We start from the raw sequence: 16,128 nt of genomic DNA, 5'->3' as shown, positions 1-16,128 counted from the left end.
AAAATTACCGGTCAATGTCGAACAAGCGGCTGTGCCGCACGCCCACTGTTCATTACAGTGGCGACTGCCCTCAAAACCTGATCAAGGAACGAAAAAATGGTCACTTGCTACTTGAAATACGTGCTCGATCCCTACCAGCTCGAAGCGTTCGAGCACTACGGCAAGTTGTGGATTCCCCTGGTGGAAAAGTTCGGCGGCCAGCACCACGGCTACTTTTTGCCATCGGAGGGTGCCAACAATATCGCCCTGGCGCTGTTCACCTTCCCCAGCCTGGCCGAGTACGAACATTACCGGCAGCAGTCGATGAACGATCCAGAGTGCATCGCAGCCTTCAAGTACGCCGAGGAAAAGAAATTCATCCTCAGCTATGAGCGATCGTTCATGCGGCCGGTGTTTGGCGAGCAGGCGCGCTGAGTCAGCCTTTTTGCAGATCCAGGCAATAGGTGTAGTAACCGGGGTCGCGCACCCAGCCCAGGGATTCATACAGGCGCTGGGCGGTGAAGTTGTCGGTGGCGGTTTCCAGGGTCATGCCTTTGCCACCGGCCAGCTTCGCAAAATCCCGGGCTGTGTTCATCAGCACGGTGCCGACGCCTTTGCCCCGGGCGGCGGGCGTGGTGAACAGGTCACCGAGCAGCCAGGTGCGATGGGCGTCGATCGAGGAAAAGGTCGGGAACAGCTGGACGAAGCCGAGGTTTTCACCATCGCTGTCCCGGGCAAGAAAAATCACCGATTCATCCCGGGCGAGGCGCTCGGCGATAAAGGCGCGCGATTGCGAAAGATTCGACGGCTGCTGGTAGAACATCCGGTAGGCGTCAAACAAAGGGGCGATCTGGTCGATGTGCGATGCGTCGGCGCGCAGGGCCTGAATAGCCATGAGGGTGCTCCATTGCGATCTCAAGGAATTACAGACTAGCAATGACAACGGAACTGCGAGGTAAAACTTTCTGAAAGCTCCGCCGTCCACTGTGGGAGCGAGCTTGCTCGCGATGGCGGTGGATCAGTCGACATTGACGCTGCCTGACACTCCGCCATCGCGAGCAAGCTCGCTCCCACATTAGATTTCCACATTGGTTTGCAGGTTGCGGTCAGACCCGCACATTACGCCCCGGCAGCGAAGTACGCTGGCTGCTTTCCCAGCCCTCGACCAGCCCCACCGGCACATCCGCCGACGGCAACATCTGCACGCCACGCACCAGGTCGGATGCCCGCTCGGCGAGCATGATGGTCGGCGCATTGAGGTTGCCGTTCGGCTCAGTCGGGAACACCGACGAATCGATCACCCGCAGACCGGCGATACCACGCACGCGCAACTCGGAATCGACCACCGCCATGTCGTCCTCGCCCATGCGGCACGAACCGCACGGATGGTAGGTGCTTTCCAGGTTGTCACGCACGAAGGCGTCGAGGTCTTCATCGCTGGTCACTTGCGCGCCCGGGGCGATTTCGCCGTCGCGGAAGCGGTCCATCGCTTTCTGGCCAATGATCTCGCGGGTCAGGCGAATGCAGCGGCGGAAACCTTCACGGTCCTCTTCCCGCTCCAGATAGTTGAAGCGGATTTCCGGATGCTCGTACGGATCGGCCGAGCGCACGCGCACATAACCACGGCTTTTCGGTTTGTTCGGCCCGGTCAGCACCATGAAGCCGTGGCCCTTGATCGGTTTGTTGCCGTCGTAGCGCATCGCCGCCGGCAAAAAGTGGAACTGGATGTCCGGCCAGCGCAGGCCCTTCTCGGAGCGAATGAAACCACCGGCCTCGAAATGGTTGGTTGCGCCCAGGCCGTCCTTGAACAGCAGCCAGCGCAGACCGATCATCAGCTTGCTCAGCGGGTCCATCTTGCTGTTGAGGGTCACCGGCTCCTTGCAACCGAACTGGATGTACACCTCGGCGTGATCCTGCAGGTTCTCCCCTACCCCCGGCAGGTCATGACGTACGCCGATCCCGGCCTTGCGCAGGACGTCCGCCGGGCCGATGCCCGAGCGTTGCAGCAAGTGCGGCGAACCGATCGGCCCGGACGAGATCAGCACTTCGCGGTTGCAATACACCTGGTGGGTCTGGCCGCCGTGGTCATACATGACCCCCACCGCACGCTTGCCTTCGAGGATGACCTGGCGCGTCATCGCATGGGTGATCACCGTCAGGTTCGGACGGCCCATGGCCGGGCGCAGATAGGCGTTGGCCGTGGAGCAGCGCACGCCGTTCTTCACAGTCATGTGCATGGCGCCGAATCCTTCCTGCATGTAGCCGTTGCAGTCTTCGGTCTTGATGTAGCCCGCTTCCGCGCCGGCTTCGACCCAGGCACCGTACAGCGGGTTTTTCATATGGTTGCCGTTGGTGGTGTGCAGCGGCCCGGTTTGCCCGCGATAGCTATCACCACCCGACTCGTAGCTCTCGGCGCGCTTGAAGTACGGCAGGCAGTTGCGATAGCCCCAGCCTTCGGCACCCAGGGATTCCCACTCGTCAAAGTCCAGTGCATGGCCACGGATGTACACAAGGCCATTGATCGACGACGAGCCGCCCAGCACCTTGCCCCGTGGGCAGTGAATGCGCCGGCCGTTGAGGTGGGTCTCCGGCTCGGTTTCGTAGCGCCAGTTGTACTTCTTGGTGTTCATCGGGATCGAGAATGCGCTCGGCATCTGGATCACTACGCTCTTGTCACTGCCGCCGAATTCCAGGACCAGCACCGAGGTGGTCGGGTCTTCGCTCAGGCGGTTGGCCAACACACAACCTGCCGAGCCTGCGCCAATGATGATGTAGTCGTATTTTTGCGTAGCCATTTTTTGCGTGGTCATGACTATCTCCCGACCGTTGATTCAGTGAATACCGGCATAGGCTGCTGTTTGTGGGTCAGCGTGTCGCCGGTGGTGTATTGCGGGGAGTTTTTCTCAATCTGCTGGATCACCGCTTCTTCGCGCTTGAGGTCGATCGAGCGGCTCAGCCAGTAGTACGCCAGGCCCGATACGATCAGCCCGACCAGCCAGGCGATGTCGATGCTGCCCAGCGCCTTGGCGAGCGGACCGACATACACCTCGCGCTGTTCAACGCCGTCGAAGATGTAGAAGAACGGGATCATCGAGATAAAACCGATGGCATAGGCGGCGATACCGCGCAGCCCCCAGCTGCCGTAAATGTTGCCGTGGGGCATGAAGAAGTGCGGGATGGCGTAGCGGCCCTTGCGCACGAAGAAGTAGTCGGTGAGGTTGACCGAGGTCCAGGGCACCAGGAAGTACAGCATCACCACCAGGTAGATCCCCAGTACCGACAGGCCTTTGCCGGAACTCTGGATGCTCAGGGCCACGCCCAGTTGCAGCAGGATCACGAAGCCGATGGCCAGGATGCGCGCCTTGCGGGTTGGCTCGATGTGCTTGATCGAGTCGACGCAGGTCAGCGTAGTCAGCTTGGCGCTGTAGATGTTCATCGCGATCACCGGCAGGAACGCCAGGATGGTGACGACCACCACCGCCGTGCCCACCAGCGGCGACACGGTGTTGCCGACTTGCCCGAGGGCCACCAGCACGTCAGTGGTGTGCAGGTGATCGGCCAGCCAGCCACCCACGGAAATCATCCACGCACCGGACAGCGACGCCCCAAGGAACACCACGGCGATCAGCTTGCCGCTGGAAGTATTCTTCGGCAGGTAGCGCGAGTAGTCCGACACATAAGGCGCATAGGCGATGTTGTAGCTGGCGGCCGCCGCAAACTGCGCGATGAAACCGGTCCAGTTGAAACCCAGCGGCTCCCGGGCCACTTCGCCCGCCGCCAGCGCCGGCATTACCGCGTCCGGCACCCAACCCATCAACACCGCCACGGTGACAAGGCCATACAGCGGCAGAGACAGGAACAACGCCCATTTGAAGCTGCGATGCATCCAGTCATGGCCGAGAATCGCCAGCACCGCCGCCGGTATGGTCACCGCCACCGCGATCACCGCGGGGTTGAACCCGAACAGCGTGTGCAGCCCCTGCATCATCAGCACCAGGTTGACGATGTTGAAGCCGGCGAACACGAACAGCGTCGCCAGCAGCACCAGGATCACCCCGCGATAACCGAACTGCGCGCGGGACTGGATCATCTGCGGCAGGCCAAGGTGCGGGCCTTGCGAGCCGTGGAACGCCATGAACAGCGTGCCGAACATGATGCCCAGCGTACCGGCGAGCGTGGTCCAGAGCGCGGTCAGGCCGACGCTCGGGCCAACGAAGCCGATGGTCATGGTGAAGAAGGTGAAATTGCCGAGAAACCAGAACGGGCCCTGGCTCGACAGTTTGTCGGTGCGCTCGTTCTCGGGGATGAAGTCGATCGAATGCCCCTCGACGACGGATTTTTCATCGAGGCTGGACACGCTCGGGGCGGACTTGGCGTTAGTGTTCATGATGGACTCTTATTGTTGGAAGATCATGACGAGATAACCGCGTTCTTTCGGGTGAACGACTCCCCTGTGGCCCTGAAAATGGGACTGCTGCGCAGTCCAGCGGGAGCAAGCTCCCTCGCCACAGGTTCAGTGTTGCCCGTGCCTACCTGGCGTTGTTGCTGGAACCGAAAACCTGTGGGAGCGAGCTTGCTCGCGATAGCGGAGGGTCAGGCAACACAGATGTCGAATGTGCAACCGTCATCGCGAGCAAGCTCGCTCCCACAGGAATTGAGTCAGCCCTGACTCAAGGCAGCGTGATCCACACCGCCTTGGTTTCGAGCAGGTAGTCGAGCTGCTCGGCGCCCAGGTCCTTGCCGAATCCGGACTGCTTGTAGCCACCGAACGGCATCGACGGATCGAGGGTGCCGTGGGCGTTGACGTAGACCGAACCGGCCTTGAGGCGCGGGATCAGGCTGTGCACTTTCCCGAGGTCGTTGGAATACAGTGCGGCAGCCAGGCCGTAAGGCGAGTCGTTGGCCAGGGCCAGTGCCTGCTCTTCATCGTCGAACGGTGCGGTGACCAGCACCGGACCGAAGATTTCTTCCTGGACAATGCGCATGTCATTACGGCAGTGGGCGAAAATGGTCGGCTCGACGAAGAAGCCAGGGCCATCGACCGGTTGACCGCCGTAGACCAGTTCGGCGCCTTCGGCCTTGCCGGTTTCGATGTACTCGGTCACGCGCTGCTTTTGCAGGGCCGAGACCAGCGGGCCGATGAAGCAGTCCGGGTCCAGGCCCGGGGCCATTTTCAGGGTGCGTGTGTAGGCGATCAGCTCACGCAGGAATTCGTCGTAGACACTGCTATGAATATAGGCCCGTGTACCGGCGTCGCATACCTGCCCGGAGTTGAAAAACACGCCGTTGGCGACCGCTTGGGCGGCGGCCGGGATGTCGGCGTCGGCACAGACGATGACCGGTGATTTACCACCGAGTTCGAGGGTCAGCCGCTTCATGTCATCCAGCGCTGCGCGGCCGACAGTCTGGCCGACCGGGGTCGATCCGGTGAAGGTCAGTTTGTCGATGCCGGGATGGGTGGCCATGGCCGCGCCGACCACGCTACCGCGCCCGGTGACGATGTTGATCACGCCGTCAGGGATGCCCGCTTCCTGCACCAGTTCAGCGAAACGCAGGGCCGACAACGAAGTCAGTTCGGCGGGCTTGACCACCACGGTGCAACCGGTGGCCAGCGCCGCGCCGAGTTTCCAGGCCATGGTTTGCAGCGGGAAATTCCACGGCACGATGGCGCCGACGACACCCACCGCTTCCTTGCGGGTATAGGCCAGGTAATTACCCGGCAGCGAAGGTTCGACGGTACGCCCGTGCAACTTGGTGGCCCAGCCGGCGAAGTAACGCAGGGTATCGACGGTGCCCTGGATGTCAACGTCCTTGGCGAAGGCAACCGATTTGCCCATGTCGATCGATTCGATTTGCGCCAGCTCAGTAGCGTTCTGCTCGATCAGGTCGGCCAGGCGCTGCATCATGCGCTCACGTTCCGCGGGCTTGGCCTGGCGCCAGGCGCCGCCGTCGAACTGGGCGCGGGCGGCTTGCACGGCGCGGTCCAGGTCATCGGTGGTGCCCATGGGAATGCGGGTGATCAGGCCTTCGGTCGAGGGTTCGATCACATCGGAAGTCTGGCCGTCGCTGGCCTCGACCCAGGCGCCGCCGATGAACATTTTCTGGACCTTGCAGAGGAAGGTCTGGGTGGCTTCGCTGACGCCGAATTTTTGCAGGTAACTTTTGACGATCGTGTCCATTTTTGTTCTCTCTGCCCGGCAGTCAGGGCCTGCCGGGTCACTGGTTTCGATGATCAGGCTGATGCGGTTTCGCTTTCGGCGGCGGCCCGCACCTTGCCTCGCTCGTGGAAGATGAAACCGATGCTGTTGAGCAGCAGTTGCGCGGCGAGGATCGAGGTCATGCCGGTCGGGTCGTACACCGGAGCCACTTCCACCAGGTCCATGCCGACGATGTTGCCCTTGCTGCGCTTGGCCAGGGCCTGGATGATTTCCAGCACTTCGTAGTAGAGAAAGCCGCCGTGGCTCGGGGTGCCGGTGCCGGGGGCGATGGACGGGTCGAAACCGTCAATGTCGATGGTGATGTAGTAGTTGATGTTCTGCGGGATCAGCGCCAGCACACCTTCGACGCCGAGACGACGCACATCGCGCACCGAGAGGATTTTCGAGCCGGCTTCGTGGGCCGCTTCGTAGTCATCACGGTTGGACGACGACACGTTGCGAATGCCCATTTGGGTCATGCCGACAATGTGGTTCATTTCCGAGGCACGGCGTAGCGGGTTGCCGTGGCCGTAGCGCACGCCGTGGCGCTCGTCGACGAAGTCCAGGTGCGCATCGAAGTGAATGATGTGGATCGGGCCACGGCCCTCGAAGGCCTTGATAACTGGTGCGTGCACCGAATGGTCGCCGCCGAGAACAACCGGCATGACACCAGCGTCGAGGATCTTGCGCACGGCGTATTCGGTGTTCTTGTTGCTGGTAGCCATGTCGGTGTGGACGATGTCGGCATCACCGACGTCAACCATGCGCACGTCCGATGCGGTGAGGTACATCACGTCATCTTCATGATCGTAGGCGCCGGCGTGGCCGAAGGAAAACAGCGTCGATGCTTCGCGAATCCCGCGTGGTCCGAAGCGTGCGCCGGAGCGCCACTGGGTGCCCATGTCGTTGGGCACGCCGAGCACCGCGACGTCGGCATCCAGTGCATCCCAATCGGTGCACACCGGGGATTTGCCAAAGGTGCAATGACCCACGAATGGCAGGTTCAGGCGACCGGATTCATAACCGTTGTTCGACATTTCTAGCCTCTCCACTTCTTGTTATCGGCTTGACGGACTGCAAGGCGACCGCCGTTGGAAAGACTATGGGCGCAGGTTTTCGTGGAAAAAATGCTAAACATCAGATACTCATATCGGCATTCCCGATGCATCCACATGCCGGAGGTCCAAGATGATCCAGCTGCACGACGTCGACCTGAAACTGCTCAGGGTGTTTGCCACGATTGTCCGCTGTGGCGGTTTCTCGGCCGCGCAGGCCGCGTTGAATGCCGGACAGTCGACCATCAGCGAACAGATGACCCACCTGGAAACCCGTCTTGGGGTGAAACTCTGCCAGCGTGGGCGCAGCGGCTTTCGCCTGACCGAACAAGGGGTGGCGATTCATGAAGCAACCCAGCGCCTGCTGTCGGCGGTGGAAAACTTCTGCATGGACGCCGACGTGCTCAAGCAACACATCAGCGGCAAGCTCAACCTGGGGATCATCGACACCACGATTACCGACCCCGACTCGCCGATTCCGCGCACCACACAGCGCTTCGTCTCCCGCGGGCATGACGTGCACCTGAACGTGTACGTCGGCACCCCGGCGGAACTCGAAGAACGGGTGCTCGACGGTCGCCTGCACCTGGCCATCGGGCACTTCCCGATCCATGTGCCGGGCCTGCTGCAATCACCGCTGTACCAGGAAGCCCTGGGCTTGTATTGCGGGCGGCGTCACCCGTTGTACGGCAGCCTCGCCGAAGGTGAGGAGCTGCTCGAAGAAGTCGCTGCGGGGCGCATCGTCGTGCGCGGCTACATGCAGCAATACGACCTCGAACACCTGGGCGTCAGCAAGGCGGCCGCCACCGTGGACAACATCGAAGCCACGGCGATCCTGATCATTTCCGGCGCCTATGTGGGCTTCCTGCCCGAGCACTTCGCCAGCCAGTGGGTGAAGAGTGGCGAGATGCATCAACTGGCACCCGCGAGCCTGCGCCTGAAATCACCGTTCGACGTGATCACCCGTCGCGGCACGGCACCACCGCCGATCCTCCAGGCGTTCCTGGAAGACCTGGCCGCCAGCGCCCGCAAAACCGCCAAACCGTGATGTGACACTCGCCAAATTGAAAATTTGCCGGGCATACTGATTCGGTTCGCCAACCTTGCAGGCCCGTCATGCGCATCCACGTCACCTTCATCGACCGCGTCGGAATCACCCAGGAAGTGCTGGCCCTGCTCGGTGGACGCAGTTTCAATCTGGACGCCGTGGAGATGGTGCCGCCGAACGTCTACATCGATGCGCCAACCCTCGGCGCCGAGGTGCTGGAGGAGTTGCGCGAGGCGCTTTTCTGTGTGCGCGGCGTGCAAGCGGTGACCATGGTCGACATCCTTCCGGGGCAACGCCGGCGTCTGCAACTGGACGCGTTGCTGGCAGCCAGTTCCGACCCGGTGCTGGCGGTGGATGACCGAGGTCATGTGCTGCTGGCCAACCCGGCGCTGATCGCTCTGTGCGGGCGCGAACCGGCCGGTGAATCGCTGACCGCGCTGTTCGATGATGCCGGTTTGCAACGCACCTTGATCGCTCACCATTTCCGCCTGCCAATGCACGAGGTCAGCCTCGGTGGCCAGACCTTGCTCCTGGACGCGATGCCGATCACCGACGCCGGCGCCCTGCTCACCCTGTATCAACCCAATCGCATCGGCGAACGCCTGTCGGCGCTGCACCATGACCATGCCGAAGGCTTCGATGCACTGCTGGGTGAATCACCGCCGATTCGCGCGCTCAAGGCTCGTGCCCAACGGGTGGCGGCCCTCGATGCGCCGCTGTTGATCCAGGGTGAAACCGGCACCGGCAAGGAGCTGGTGGCCCGCGCCTGCCACGCCATCAGCCCACGGCACGATGCGCCGTTTCTGGCCCTGAACTGCGCGGCACTGCCGGAGAGCCTGGCCGAGAGCGAGCTGTTCGGCTACGCCCCCGGCGCCTTCACCGGTGCGCAACGGGGCGGCAAGCTCGGCCTGCTGGAACTGGCCGATCAGGGCACCGTGTTCCTCGATGAAGTCGGGGAAATGTCGCCGTACTTGCAAGCCAAGTTGCTGCGTTTTTTGAGCGATGGCTGCTTCCGTCGGGTCGGTGGCGATAAAGAGGTCCGGGTCAATGTGCGGGTGCTCAGCGCGACCCACCGCGACCTGGAAAAAATGGTTGCCGAAGGGCGTTTTCGCGAAGACCTGTTCTACCGCCTCAACGTGCTCAACCTGCAAGTGCCACCACTGCGCGAGCGCGGTCACGACATCCTGCTGATGGCCAATCACTTCATGCAACAGGCCTGCGCGCAGATCCAGCGGCCGGCGTGTCGTTTGGCACCGAGCACCTTCAGCGCCCTGCTCGGCAACCGCTGGCCGGGCAATGTGCGGCAATTGCAGAACGTGATCTTTCGCGCGGCGGCGATTTGCGAAAATCCGCTGGTGGACATCGACGACCTCGACATCGCCCGCACCGCCGTTGAACGGCAAAATGACGGCGAAGTCGGCAGCCTGGAAGAGGCTGTGGGTGATTTTGAAAAGAACCTGCTGGAACAGCTTTATCGCAGCTACCCGTCCAGTAGGTTGCTCGCTGCACGATTGCAGACGTCCCATAGCGCCATCGCGATTCGCCTGCGCAAGTACGGGATTCCCGCCAAGCCCTGAGTGATCTGTCGGAACACATTGTCACCGACAACACATTCCCCTGTGGGAGCGAGCTTGCTCGCGATGAGGCCGTGCCAGTCGATATCAATTTTGCCTGTCACACCGCAATCGCGAGCAAGCTCGCTCCCACAGGGGATCAGTGGTGTTGCTGAATTCTTCGTCTGTAAATCGATACAGCGTAGCGAAATCAAGACAATCCCTTCCACGCCTGCAATCACGGCGCTTGCCTCCAAGGCCATACCTGCTTGTATTGAATTCAATACGAGCGAGATGTCACAAACATTACATAAACAACTCAAGCCATTGATTTAAAACAAATAAAAAACATTGGCACCACCCTTGCTATCACTCCTCCAACCCCGCTCGTCGCCCCGCCACGAGCCTTAAAACAATAAGGAGTTGAGATGAGCGAATTGCGTTTTACCGTCGATCACGAATGGCTGCGCCTTGAGAGCAATGGCCTGGTCACCGTCGGCATCACGGCCTTTGCCCAGCAGGCGCTGGGGGATGTGGTATTCGTTCAGGTGCCTGAGCTGGGCGCCTTCGATGCAGGCGCTGAAGTGTCGGTGCTGGAATCGGTGAAAGCCGCCAGCAGTATCGGCATGCCGCTGGACGGTGAAGTGGTCGAGATCAACGCGACACTGGAGAACACCCCGGAACTGGTCAACGAAGACCCATTGGGCGAAGGCTGGTTCTTTCGCTTCAAACCGGTCGATGTCCAGGCGTTGAGCGATCTACTGGATCAAGACGCCTATGAACGCCTGACCGCAGAACACGCCGACGCTTGAAGCCCCCTACGCATTTCCCGAATCCGAAAAAGGACCACACCATGTTCAGCAAGCACGACCAGATCAAAGGCTACGACGACGAACTGCTGGCGGCGATGAACGCCGAGGATGCGCGGCAGGAACACCACATCGAACTGATCGCCTCGGAGAACTACACCAGCCAGCGGGTGATGCAAGCCCAGGGCAGCGGCCTGACCAACAAGTACGCCGAAGGCTATCCGGGCAAGCGCTATTACGGCGGTTGCGAGCACGTCGATGTGGTCGAGCAATTGGCCATCGACCGCGCCAGGCAGCTGTTCGGCGCCGATTATGCCAACGTCCAGCCGCACTCCGGCAGCCAGGCCAACGCGGCGGTTTATCTGGCCCTGCTGCAAGCCGGCGACACCGTGCTCGGCATGAGCCTGGCCCACGGCGGTCACCTGACCCACGGCGCCAAGGTGAGCTTTTCCGGCAAGCTGTACAACGCCGTGCAATACGGCATCGACACCACCACGGGCCTGATCGATTACGACGAAGTCGAGCGCCTGGCGGTCGAACACAAGCCGAAGATGATCATCGCCGGGTTCTCGGCTTATTCGAAGACCCTGGACTTCCCGCGCTTCCGCCAGATCGCGGACAAGGTCGGCGCGTACTTTTTCGTCGACATGGCCCACGTCGCCGGCCTGGTGGCGACCGGTCTGTACCCCAATCCCCTGCCCTACGCCGACGTGGTCACCACCACCACCCACAAGACCCTGCGCGGCCCCCGTGGCGGTCTGATTCTGGCCAAAGCCAATCCGGAACTGGAAAAGAAGCTCAACGCCGCGGTGTTCCCAGGTGGTCAGGGTGGCCCGCTGATGCACGTGATCGCCGCCAAGGCCGTGTGCTTCAAGGAAGCGCTGGAGCCGGCATTCAAGACCTATCAGGCGCAAGTGATCCGCAACGCCCAGGCCATGGCGCAGGTGTTTATCGAGCGTGGTTATGACGTGGTGTCCGGCGGCACCGACAACCATCTGTTCCTGGTCAGCCTGATCCGCCAGGGCCTGACCGGCAAGGACGCCGACGCCGCCCTCGGTCGCGCCGGCATCACCGTGAACAAGAACGCCGTGCCCAACGATCCGCAATCGCCGTTCGTGACCTCCGGCCTGCGCATCGGTACCCCGGCGATCACCAGCCGTGGCTTCAAGGAGGCGCAGAGCATTGCCCTGGCCGGCTGGATCTGCGACATCCTCGATCACCTTGGCGATGCCGATATTGAGGCCAATGTCGCACGGCAGGCTGCCGCCCTATGTGCGGACTTCCCGGTCTACCGCGACTGATCACACCACACAAAAACCCTGTGGGAGCGAGCTTGCTCGCGATGAGGCCAATACATTCAGCATTGATGTTGAATGAAAGTCCGCCATCGCGAGCAAGCTCGCTCCCACAGGTTCCGTGCCCTGCCTGATTAGCTGTCTGCACAAGGAAAAACCATGACTGTCATTGCTGAAGCGGCGCAAAAAGGTCCAGCCAAAGTAGAGGTCGGCACCAAACTGCGCGGTGCGCAAAAGGTTGCGCGGATTCCGGTGAAAATCATTCCCACGGATGAATTCCCGCGCAAACCCGACTGGATTCGCGTGCGCATGCCGATCTCTCCCGAGGTCGACCGCATCAAGCAACTGTTGCGCAAACACAAGCTGCACAGCGTCTGCGAAGAGGCGTCCTGCCCGAACCTGGGCGAGTGCTTCTCCGGTGGCACGGCGACCTTCATGATCATGGGCGACATCTGCACCCGTCGCTGTCCGTTCTGCGATGTCGGCCATGGCCGGCCCAAGCCGCTGGACGCCAACGAGCCGATGAACCTGGCCGTGGCCATCGCCGAGCTGCGCCTGAAGTACGTGGTGATCACCTCGGTGGACCGCGACGATTTGCGCGACGGCGGCGCCCAACACTTTGTCGATTGCCTGCGCGAGATCCGCAAGCTGTCGCCCGGCATTCAACTGGAAACCCTGGTGCCGGATTATCGTGGACGCATGGACGTGGCCCTGGCGATCACCGCCCATGAGCCACCGGATGTGTTCAACCACAACCTGGAAACCGTACCGCGCCTGTACAAGGCCGCGCGGCCGGGTTCGGACTTCGAGTGGTCACTGGACCTGCTGCAGAAATTCAAGCAGATGATGCCGCACATTCCGACCAAGTCCGGCCTGATGCTGGGTCTGGGCGAGACCGACGAAGAAGTCATCGAAGTCATGCAGCGCATGCGCGAGCACGACATCGACATGCTGACCCTCGGTCAGTATCTGCAACCGTCCCGCAGTCACTTGCCGGTGCAGCGCTTCGTGCACCCGGACACCTTTGCCTGGTTCGCCGAAGAAGGCACGCGCATGGGCTTCAAGAACGTGGCGTCCGGGCCGCTGGTGCGTTCGTCCTATCACGCCGATCAACAACTTCATGGAGGTACGGACGGTTTCAAGCCATGATGGAATGACTGGTCATGCATGGAGCCGTTCCCGATGTCGCGTTCACCCTGTCTGTTGTTGCTGTGCCTGAGCCTTGCCACGCCGTGCATGGCCGACGAGTCGAAACCCGGACACATGGTGTATGTGCGCAGCGTCGACCCGGGCATCTCGCAGGACATCCGCTACGCCAGCGCGCACAACTTCACCGGGCACCCGCTCGACGGCTACCAGGCGGCGGAGTGCCTGCTGTCGCAGGATGCGGCGAAGGCGTTAACCCGAGTGCAAAACTCACTGAAAGCCGAAGGCTACGGCTTGAAGGTATTCGACTGCTATCGCCCGACCCGCGCGGTGGCGGACATGGGACGCTTCGCCAGCGAACCCGGCGACCCGCTCAAGACCGAGTTCTATCCACGGGTCGACAAGCAGGACTTCTGGCGCCTGGGTTATGTGGCCCGGGTGTCCAATCACTCCCGAGGCAACACCGTCGACCTGACCCTGACCGGCCCCGACGCCCTTCCCGCCGACACCTGGACACCTTCGGCCGCGCCCGTGGATTGCACCGCCCCTTATGGCCAGCGCTGGCGCGATGGAGCCCTCGACATGGGCACCGGTTTCGATTGCTTCGATGAGCGGGCGCACACCGACTCGGCGCTGATCAACGCCACGGCCAAGGCCAATCGCCAGCGGCTGACCAGTGCCATGGCCAAGGAAGGCTTTGTGGGTTATTCGGCCGAGTGGTGGCACTTCACGTACAGCGGGAATCCGCCGAAGCCGGACGTCATGAACTTCCCCATCACGCCGCTCGCACCATGAACACTCTCCTCAAGACCCTGTTGGTGGTGTTTTTTCCGCTGGCCGCCATGGCCCAGGGACTCGACGGCAGTGACCAACTGATCGTGGTCACCAGTAAAGGCTGGGATGACATCCAGGGTACTGCCCAGCGCTATGAACGGCACGGGCAGACCTTCCAGAAATTCGAAGCGCCCTTTACAGTGGTGCTCGGCAAGAATGGCATGGGCTGGGGCAAGGGCCAACTCAACCCCGGGCGACCTGAAGGGCCGATCAAAAAGGAAGGCGACGGCAAGGCGCCGGCCGGGATGTTCAGCCTGGGCACGGCGTTTGGCTACGAGCCTTCGGCCAATACCCGCCTGCCCTACCTGGCGCTGACAGCGACCATCGAATGCGTGGACGACAGCCAGTCGGCTCGCTACAACGAGCTGGTCGACAGCTCGGTCATTGCAAGAGACTGGAACAGTTCCGAACGCATGCGCCGCAGCGATGACTTGTATCGCCAGGGCATTTTCATCCGGCACAACACCCTGGCCACTCCCGCTGCCGGATCATGCATTTTCTTCCACATCTGGCGCGGACCCACCGCACCGACTCGCGGCTGCACCGCCATGGCCCCGGTGGATATCGCGCGGTTGCTCAACTGGCTGGACCCGGGAAAATCCCCGATGCTGGTGCAACTGCCCGAAGCGCAGTACGAACAGTTGCGCCTGCGCTGGGAACTTCCCGAACGCGAGTAAACGCTGAACCCTGTGGCGAGGGGGCTTGTCGGAACGCCGCATCGCCCCGTTGGGGCACGAAGTGCACCCAAAAAAGGGACTGCTACGCAGTCCAACGGGGGCAAGCCCCCTCGCCACAAAAGCCCTCTCGCCACAAATGCGGGAATTAACCCCGCTCAACCACCACGCCACTCATCGACGGCTTGGCCAGCGCGTAATAGATCACACCCGGCACCAGCAGCCCGACGATCCAGGAAATATCCACGCCGCCCAGCTGCGCAACCATCGGCCCGGAGTAGAAATGGGTGTCGACAAAGGGCAACTGGATCAATACGCCGATCACGTACACGCTGATCCCCAGCACGTTCCAGCGACCGTAGCGCCCTGCCGGGTCGGACAGTGCCGGGATGTCGTAACGTTCCTTGTTGATGAAGTAGTAATCCACCAGGTTGATCGCACTCCACGGGGTGAAGAACGTCAGCAAAAACAGGATGAAGTACTTGAACGAGTTGAGGAACGAGTACTGCCCCAGCAATGCCAGCGCGGTGGACGCCGCGACGATCAGCAGCACAAACAGCATGCGCTGGCGGGCGGTGATTTCCAGGCGACGACGAAAGCCGCTGATGATGGTGGCGATGCACATGAAACTGCCATAAGCGTTGAGGGTGGACACCGTGACCTTGCCGAACACAATGCTCAGGTACAGCAAGGACGCGATCACACCGCTACTGCCCAGGCCGACAATGGTCGCCACTTCGTGCCCACGGAAATTCGCCCCGGCCAGTGCGGCGGCGAACACCCCCAACACCATCGAAGTCTGAGCCCCCAGCACGGTGCCGAGGCCCACGGCGGCGAAGGTTTTCCACGATGAGGTCTTGCTCGGCAGGTAACGTGAGTAGTCCGCCACGTAGGGGCCGAAGGCGATCTGCCAGGATGCCGAGAGCGACACCGCCAGCAGGAAGGTGCTCCAGCCAAAATGACGATTGTCGAGCAGCAGGCCGATGTCGTTGAGGGTCATCAACCGGGTGAACAGGTAGGCGAACGCGATGATGCCCAGCACGCTGGCCACCCGCCCGACCAGGTGAATCACCCGATAACCGAAGATCGTCAGGAACGCGATGCAGGCGGCGAAAATCAGGATGCCGGTGCTGTCGCTGACACTGATCAACTGCGCGATCGCCTGCCCCGACAGCACCGCGCCGGTGGCGCTGAACCCCAGGTACATCAGGCACACCAGGACAATCGGGATCGCCGCGCCATACACCCCGAACTGCACTCGGCTGGAGATCATCTGCGGCAGCCCGAGCTTCGGCCCCTGCGCCGCGTGCAGCGCCACCACGGCACCGCCCAACACTTGCCCGATCAACAGGCCGATCAGCGACCAGAACACATCGCCGCCCAGCACCACGGCCAGGGCGCCGGTGACGATGGCGGTGATCTGCAGGTTGGCGCCGAGCCACAGGGTGAACTGGCTATAGAGACTGCCGTGTCGCTCAGCCTCGGGAATGAAATCGATCGAGCGGGTCTCGATCAGGGGACTGCGTTGCGCACTCATG

The 16,128-nt window shown here is 61.8% G+C and carries 14 protein-coding genes; 8 read left to right on the top strand and 6 right to left on the bottom strand.

The features are described 5' to 3' along the window. Positions 1 to 96: 96 nt before the first annotated feature. Complete coding sequence (locus tag KW840_RS16355; protein ID WP_218496257.1) at positions 97 to 414, top strand: NIPSNAP family protein; 318 nt, start codon at positions 97 to 99, stop codon at positions 412 to 414. Position 415: 1 nt separating this feature from the next. Here the strand turns inward: KW840_RS16355 and KW840_RS16350 are convergent, their stop codons facing one another. From KW840_RS16350 to speB, 5 genes are all read right to left on the bottom strand, one after another. Beyond that, complete coding sequence (locus KW840_RS16350; RefSeq protein WP_218496250.1) at positions 416 to 874, bottom strand: GNAT family N-acetyltransferase; 459 nt, start codon at positions 872 to 874, stop codon at positions 416 to 418. 211 nt (positions 875 to 1,085) lie between these two features. After that, positions 1,086 to 2,774 carry a choline dehydrogenase gene (betA, locus tag KW840_RS16345; protein WP_218496518.1) on the bottom strand — a complete coding sequence of 563 codons (1,689 nt, stop codon included), beginning with the start codon at positions 2,772 to 2,774 and terminating at the stop codon, positions 1,086 to 1,088. 17 nt (positions 2,775 to 2,791) lie between these two features. Further along, positions 2,792 to 4,366, bottom strand: a complete 1,575-nt coding sequence (locus KW840_RS16340; RefSeq protein ID WP_218496248.1) for a cytosine permease — start codon at positions 4,364 to 4,366, stop codon at positions 2,792 to 2,794. Positions 4,367 to 4,649: 283 nt separating this feature from the next. Continuing rightward, positions 4,650 to 6,158 (bottom strand): aldehyde dehydrogenase, encoded by a 1,509-nt coding sequence (locus KW840_RS16335; RefSeq protein ID WP_218496246.1) that lies wholly within the window; start codon positions 6,156 to 6,158, stop codon positions 4,650 to 4,652. A 53-nt stretch (positions 6,159 to 6,211) separates the two neighbouring features. Beyond that, positions 6,212 to 7,213 carry an agmatinase gene (gene speB / locus KW840_RS16330; protein ID WP_057714206.1) on the bottom strand — a complete coding sequence of 334 codons (1,002 nt, stop codon included), beginning with the start codon at positions 7,211 to 7,213 and terminating at the stop codon, positions 6,212 to 6,214. Positions 7,214 to 7,364: 151 nt separating this feature from the next. On the opposite strand from speB, the gene KW840_RS16325 reads away from it, so the two are divergent. The 7 genes from KW840_RS16325 to KW840_RS16295 all read left to right on the top strand — a co-directional run bounded on the left by KW840_RS16325 (position 7,365) and on the right by KW840_RS16295 (position 14,593). Continuing rightward, positions 7,365 to 8,279, top strand: a complete 915-nt coding sequence (locus tag KW840_RS16325; RefSeq protein ID WP_218496244.1) for a LysR family transcriptional regulator — start codon at positions 7,365 to 7,367, stop codon at positions 8,277 to 8,279. Positions 8,280 to 8,347: 68 nt separating this feature from the next. Further along, the gene (locus KW840_RS16320) at positions 8,348 to 9,856 is read left to right on the top strand and encodes a sigma-54-dependent transcriptional regulator (protein WP_218496243.1); all 1,509 of its coding nucleotides are present in this window, start codon (positions 8,348 to 8,350) and stop codon (positions 9,854 to 9,856) included. Positions 9,857 to 10,260: 404 nt separating this feature from the next. Next, positions 10,261 to 10,644, top strand: a complete 384-nt coding sequence (gene gcvH / locus KW840_RS16315) for a glycine cleavage system protein GcvH (protein WP_057714203.1) — start codon at positions 10,261 to 10,263, stop codon at positions 10,642 to 10,644. Between the two features lie 41 nt (positions 10,645 to 10,685). Continuing rightward, positions 10,686 to 11,942 (top strand): serine hydroxymethyltransferase, encoded by a 1,257-nt coding sequence (gene glyA / locus KW840_RS16310; RefSeq protein WP_218496242.1) that lies wholly within the window; start codon positions 10,686 to 10,688, stop codon positions 11,940 to 11,942. A 153-nt stretch (positions 11,943 to 12,095) separates the two neighbouring features. After that, positions 12,096 to 13,085 (top strand): lipoyl synthase, encoded by a 990-nt coding sequence (lipA, locus tag KW840_RS16305; RefSeq protein WP_057714201.1) that lies wholly within the window; start codon positions 12,096 to 12,098, stop codon positions 13,083 to 13,085. A 33-nt stretch (positions 13,086 to 13,118) separates the two neighbouring features. Next, a complete protein-coding gene (locus KW840_RS16300; protein ID WP_057714200.1) occupies positions 13,119 to 13,877 on the top strand; it encodes a M15 family metallopeptidase in 759 nt (252 codons plus the stop codon). Beyond that, positions 13,874 to 14,593 carry a L,D-transpeptidase gene (locus tag KW840_RS16295; RefSeq protein ID WP_057714199.1) on the top strand — a complete coding sequence of 240 codons (720 nt, stop codon included), beginning with the start codon at positions 13,874 to 13,876 and terminating at the stop codon, positions 14,591 to 14,593. The genes KW840_RS16300 and KW840_RS16295 overlap by 4 nt, the downstream gene beginning before the upstream one ends. A 145-nt stretch (positions 14,594 to 14,738) precedes the next feature. Here the strand turns inward: KW840_RS16295 and KW840_RS16290 are convergent, their stop codons facing one another. Continuing rightward, positions 14,739 to 16,127 (bottom strand): cytosine permease, encoded by a 1,389-nt coding sequence (locus KW840_RS16290; protein WP_057714198.1) that lies wholly within the window; start codon positions 16,125 to 16,127, stop codon positions 14,739 to 14,741. Between the last annotated feature and the right edge of the window lies 1 nt (position 16,128).

This window comes from Pseudomonas sp. PDM30, assembly GCF_019218985.1.
Lineage (GTDB): Bacteria > Pseudomonadota > Gammaproteobacteria > Pseudomonadales > Pseudomonadaceae > Aquipseudomonas > Aquipseudomonas jessenii.
The sequence above is the reverse complement of the archived record's forward strand: the minus strand, read 5'-3'. Positions and strand labels throughout refer to the sequence as shown.

Excerpts from the sequence above, each read along its gene's own strand:
- gcvH (WP_057714203.1), top strand. The coding sequence starts at position 10,261 with ATGAGCGAATTGCGTTTTACCGTCGATCACGAATGGCTGCGCCTTGAG.
- glyA (WP_218496242.1), top strand. The coding sequence starts at position 10,686 with ATGTTCAGCAAGCACGACCAGATCAAAGGCTACGACGACGAACTGCTG.
- KW840_RS16335 (WP_218496246.1), bottom strand. The coding sequence starts at position 6,158 with ATGGACACGATCGTCAAAAGTTACCTGCAAAAATTCGGCGTCAGCGAA.
- lipA (WP_057714201.1), top strand. The coding sequence starts at position 12,096 with ATGACTGTCATTGCTGAAGCGGCGCAAAAAGGTCCAGCCAAAGTAGAG.
- speB (WP_057714206.1), bottom strand. The coding sequence starts at position 7,213 with ATGTCGAACAACGGTTATGAATCCGGTCGCCTGAACCTGCCATTCGTG.
- KW840_RS16295 (WP_057714199.1), top strand. The coding sequence starts at position 13,874 with ATGAACACTCTCCTCAAGACCCTGTTGGTGGTGTTTTTTCCGCTGGCC.
- KW840_RS16355 (WP_218496257.1), top strand. The coding sequence starts at position 97 with ATGGTCACTTGCTACTTGAAATACGTGCTCGATCCCTACCAGCTCGAA.
- KW840_RS16320 (WP_218496243.1), top strand. The coding sequence starts at position 8,348 with ATGCGCATCCACGTCACCTTCATCGACCGCGTCGGAATCACCCAGGAA.
- KW840_RS16300 (WP_057714200.1), top strand. The coding sequence starts at position 13,119 with ATGTCGCGTTCACCCTGTCTGTTGTTGCTGTGCCTGAGCCTTGCCACG.
- KW840_RS16350 (WP_218496250.1), bottom strand. The coding sequence starts at position 874 with ATGGCTATTCAGGCCCTGCGCGCCGACGCATCGCACATCGACCAGATC.
- KW840_RS16325 (WP_218496244.1), top strand. The coding sequence starts at position 7,365 with ATGATCCAGCTGCACGACGTCGACCTGAAACTGCTCAGGGTGTTTGCC.
- betA (WP_218496518.1), bottom strand. The coding sequence starts at position 2,774 with ATGGCTACGCAAAAATACGACTACATCATCATTGGCGCAGGCTCGGCA.
- KW840_RS16340 (WP_218496248.1), bottom strand. The coding sequence starts at position 4,366 with ATGAACACTAACGCCAAGTCCGCCCCGAGCGTGTCCAGCCTCGATGAA.
- KW840_RS16290 (WP_057714198.1), bottom strand. The coding sequence starts at position 16,127 with ATGAGTGCGCAACGCAGTCCCCTGATCGAGACCCGCTCGATCGATTTC.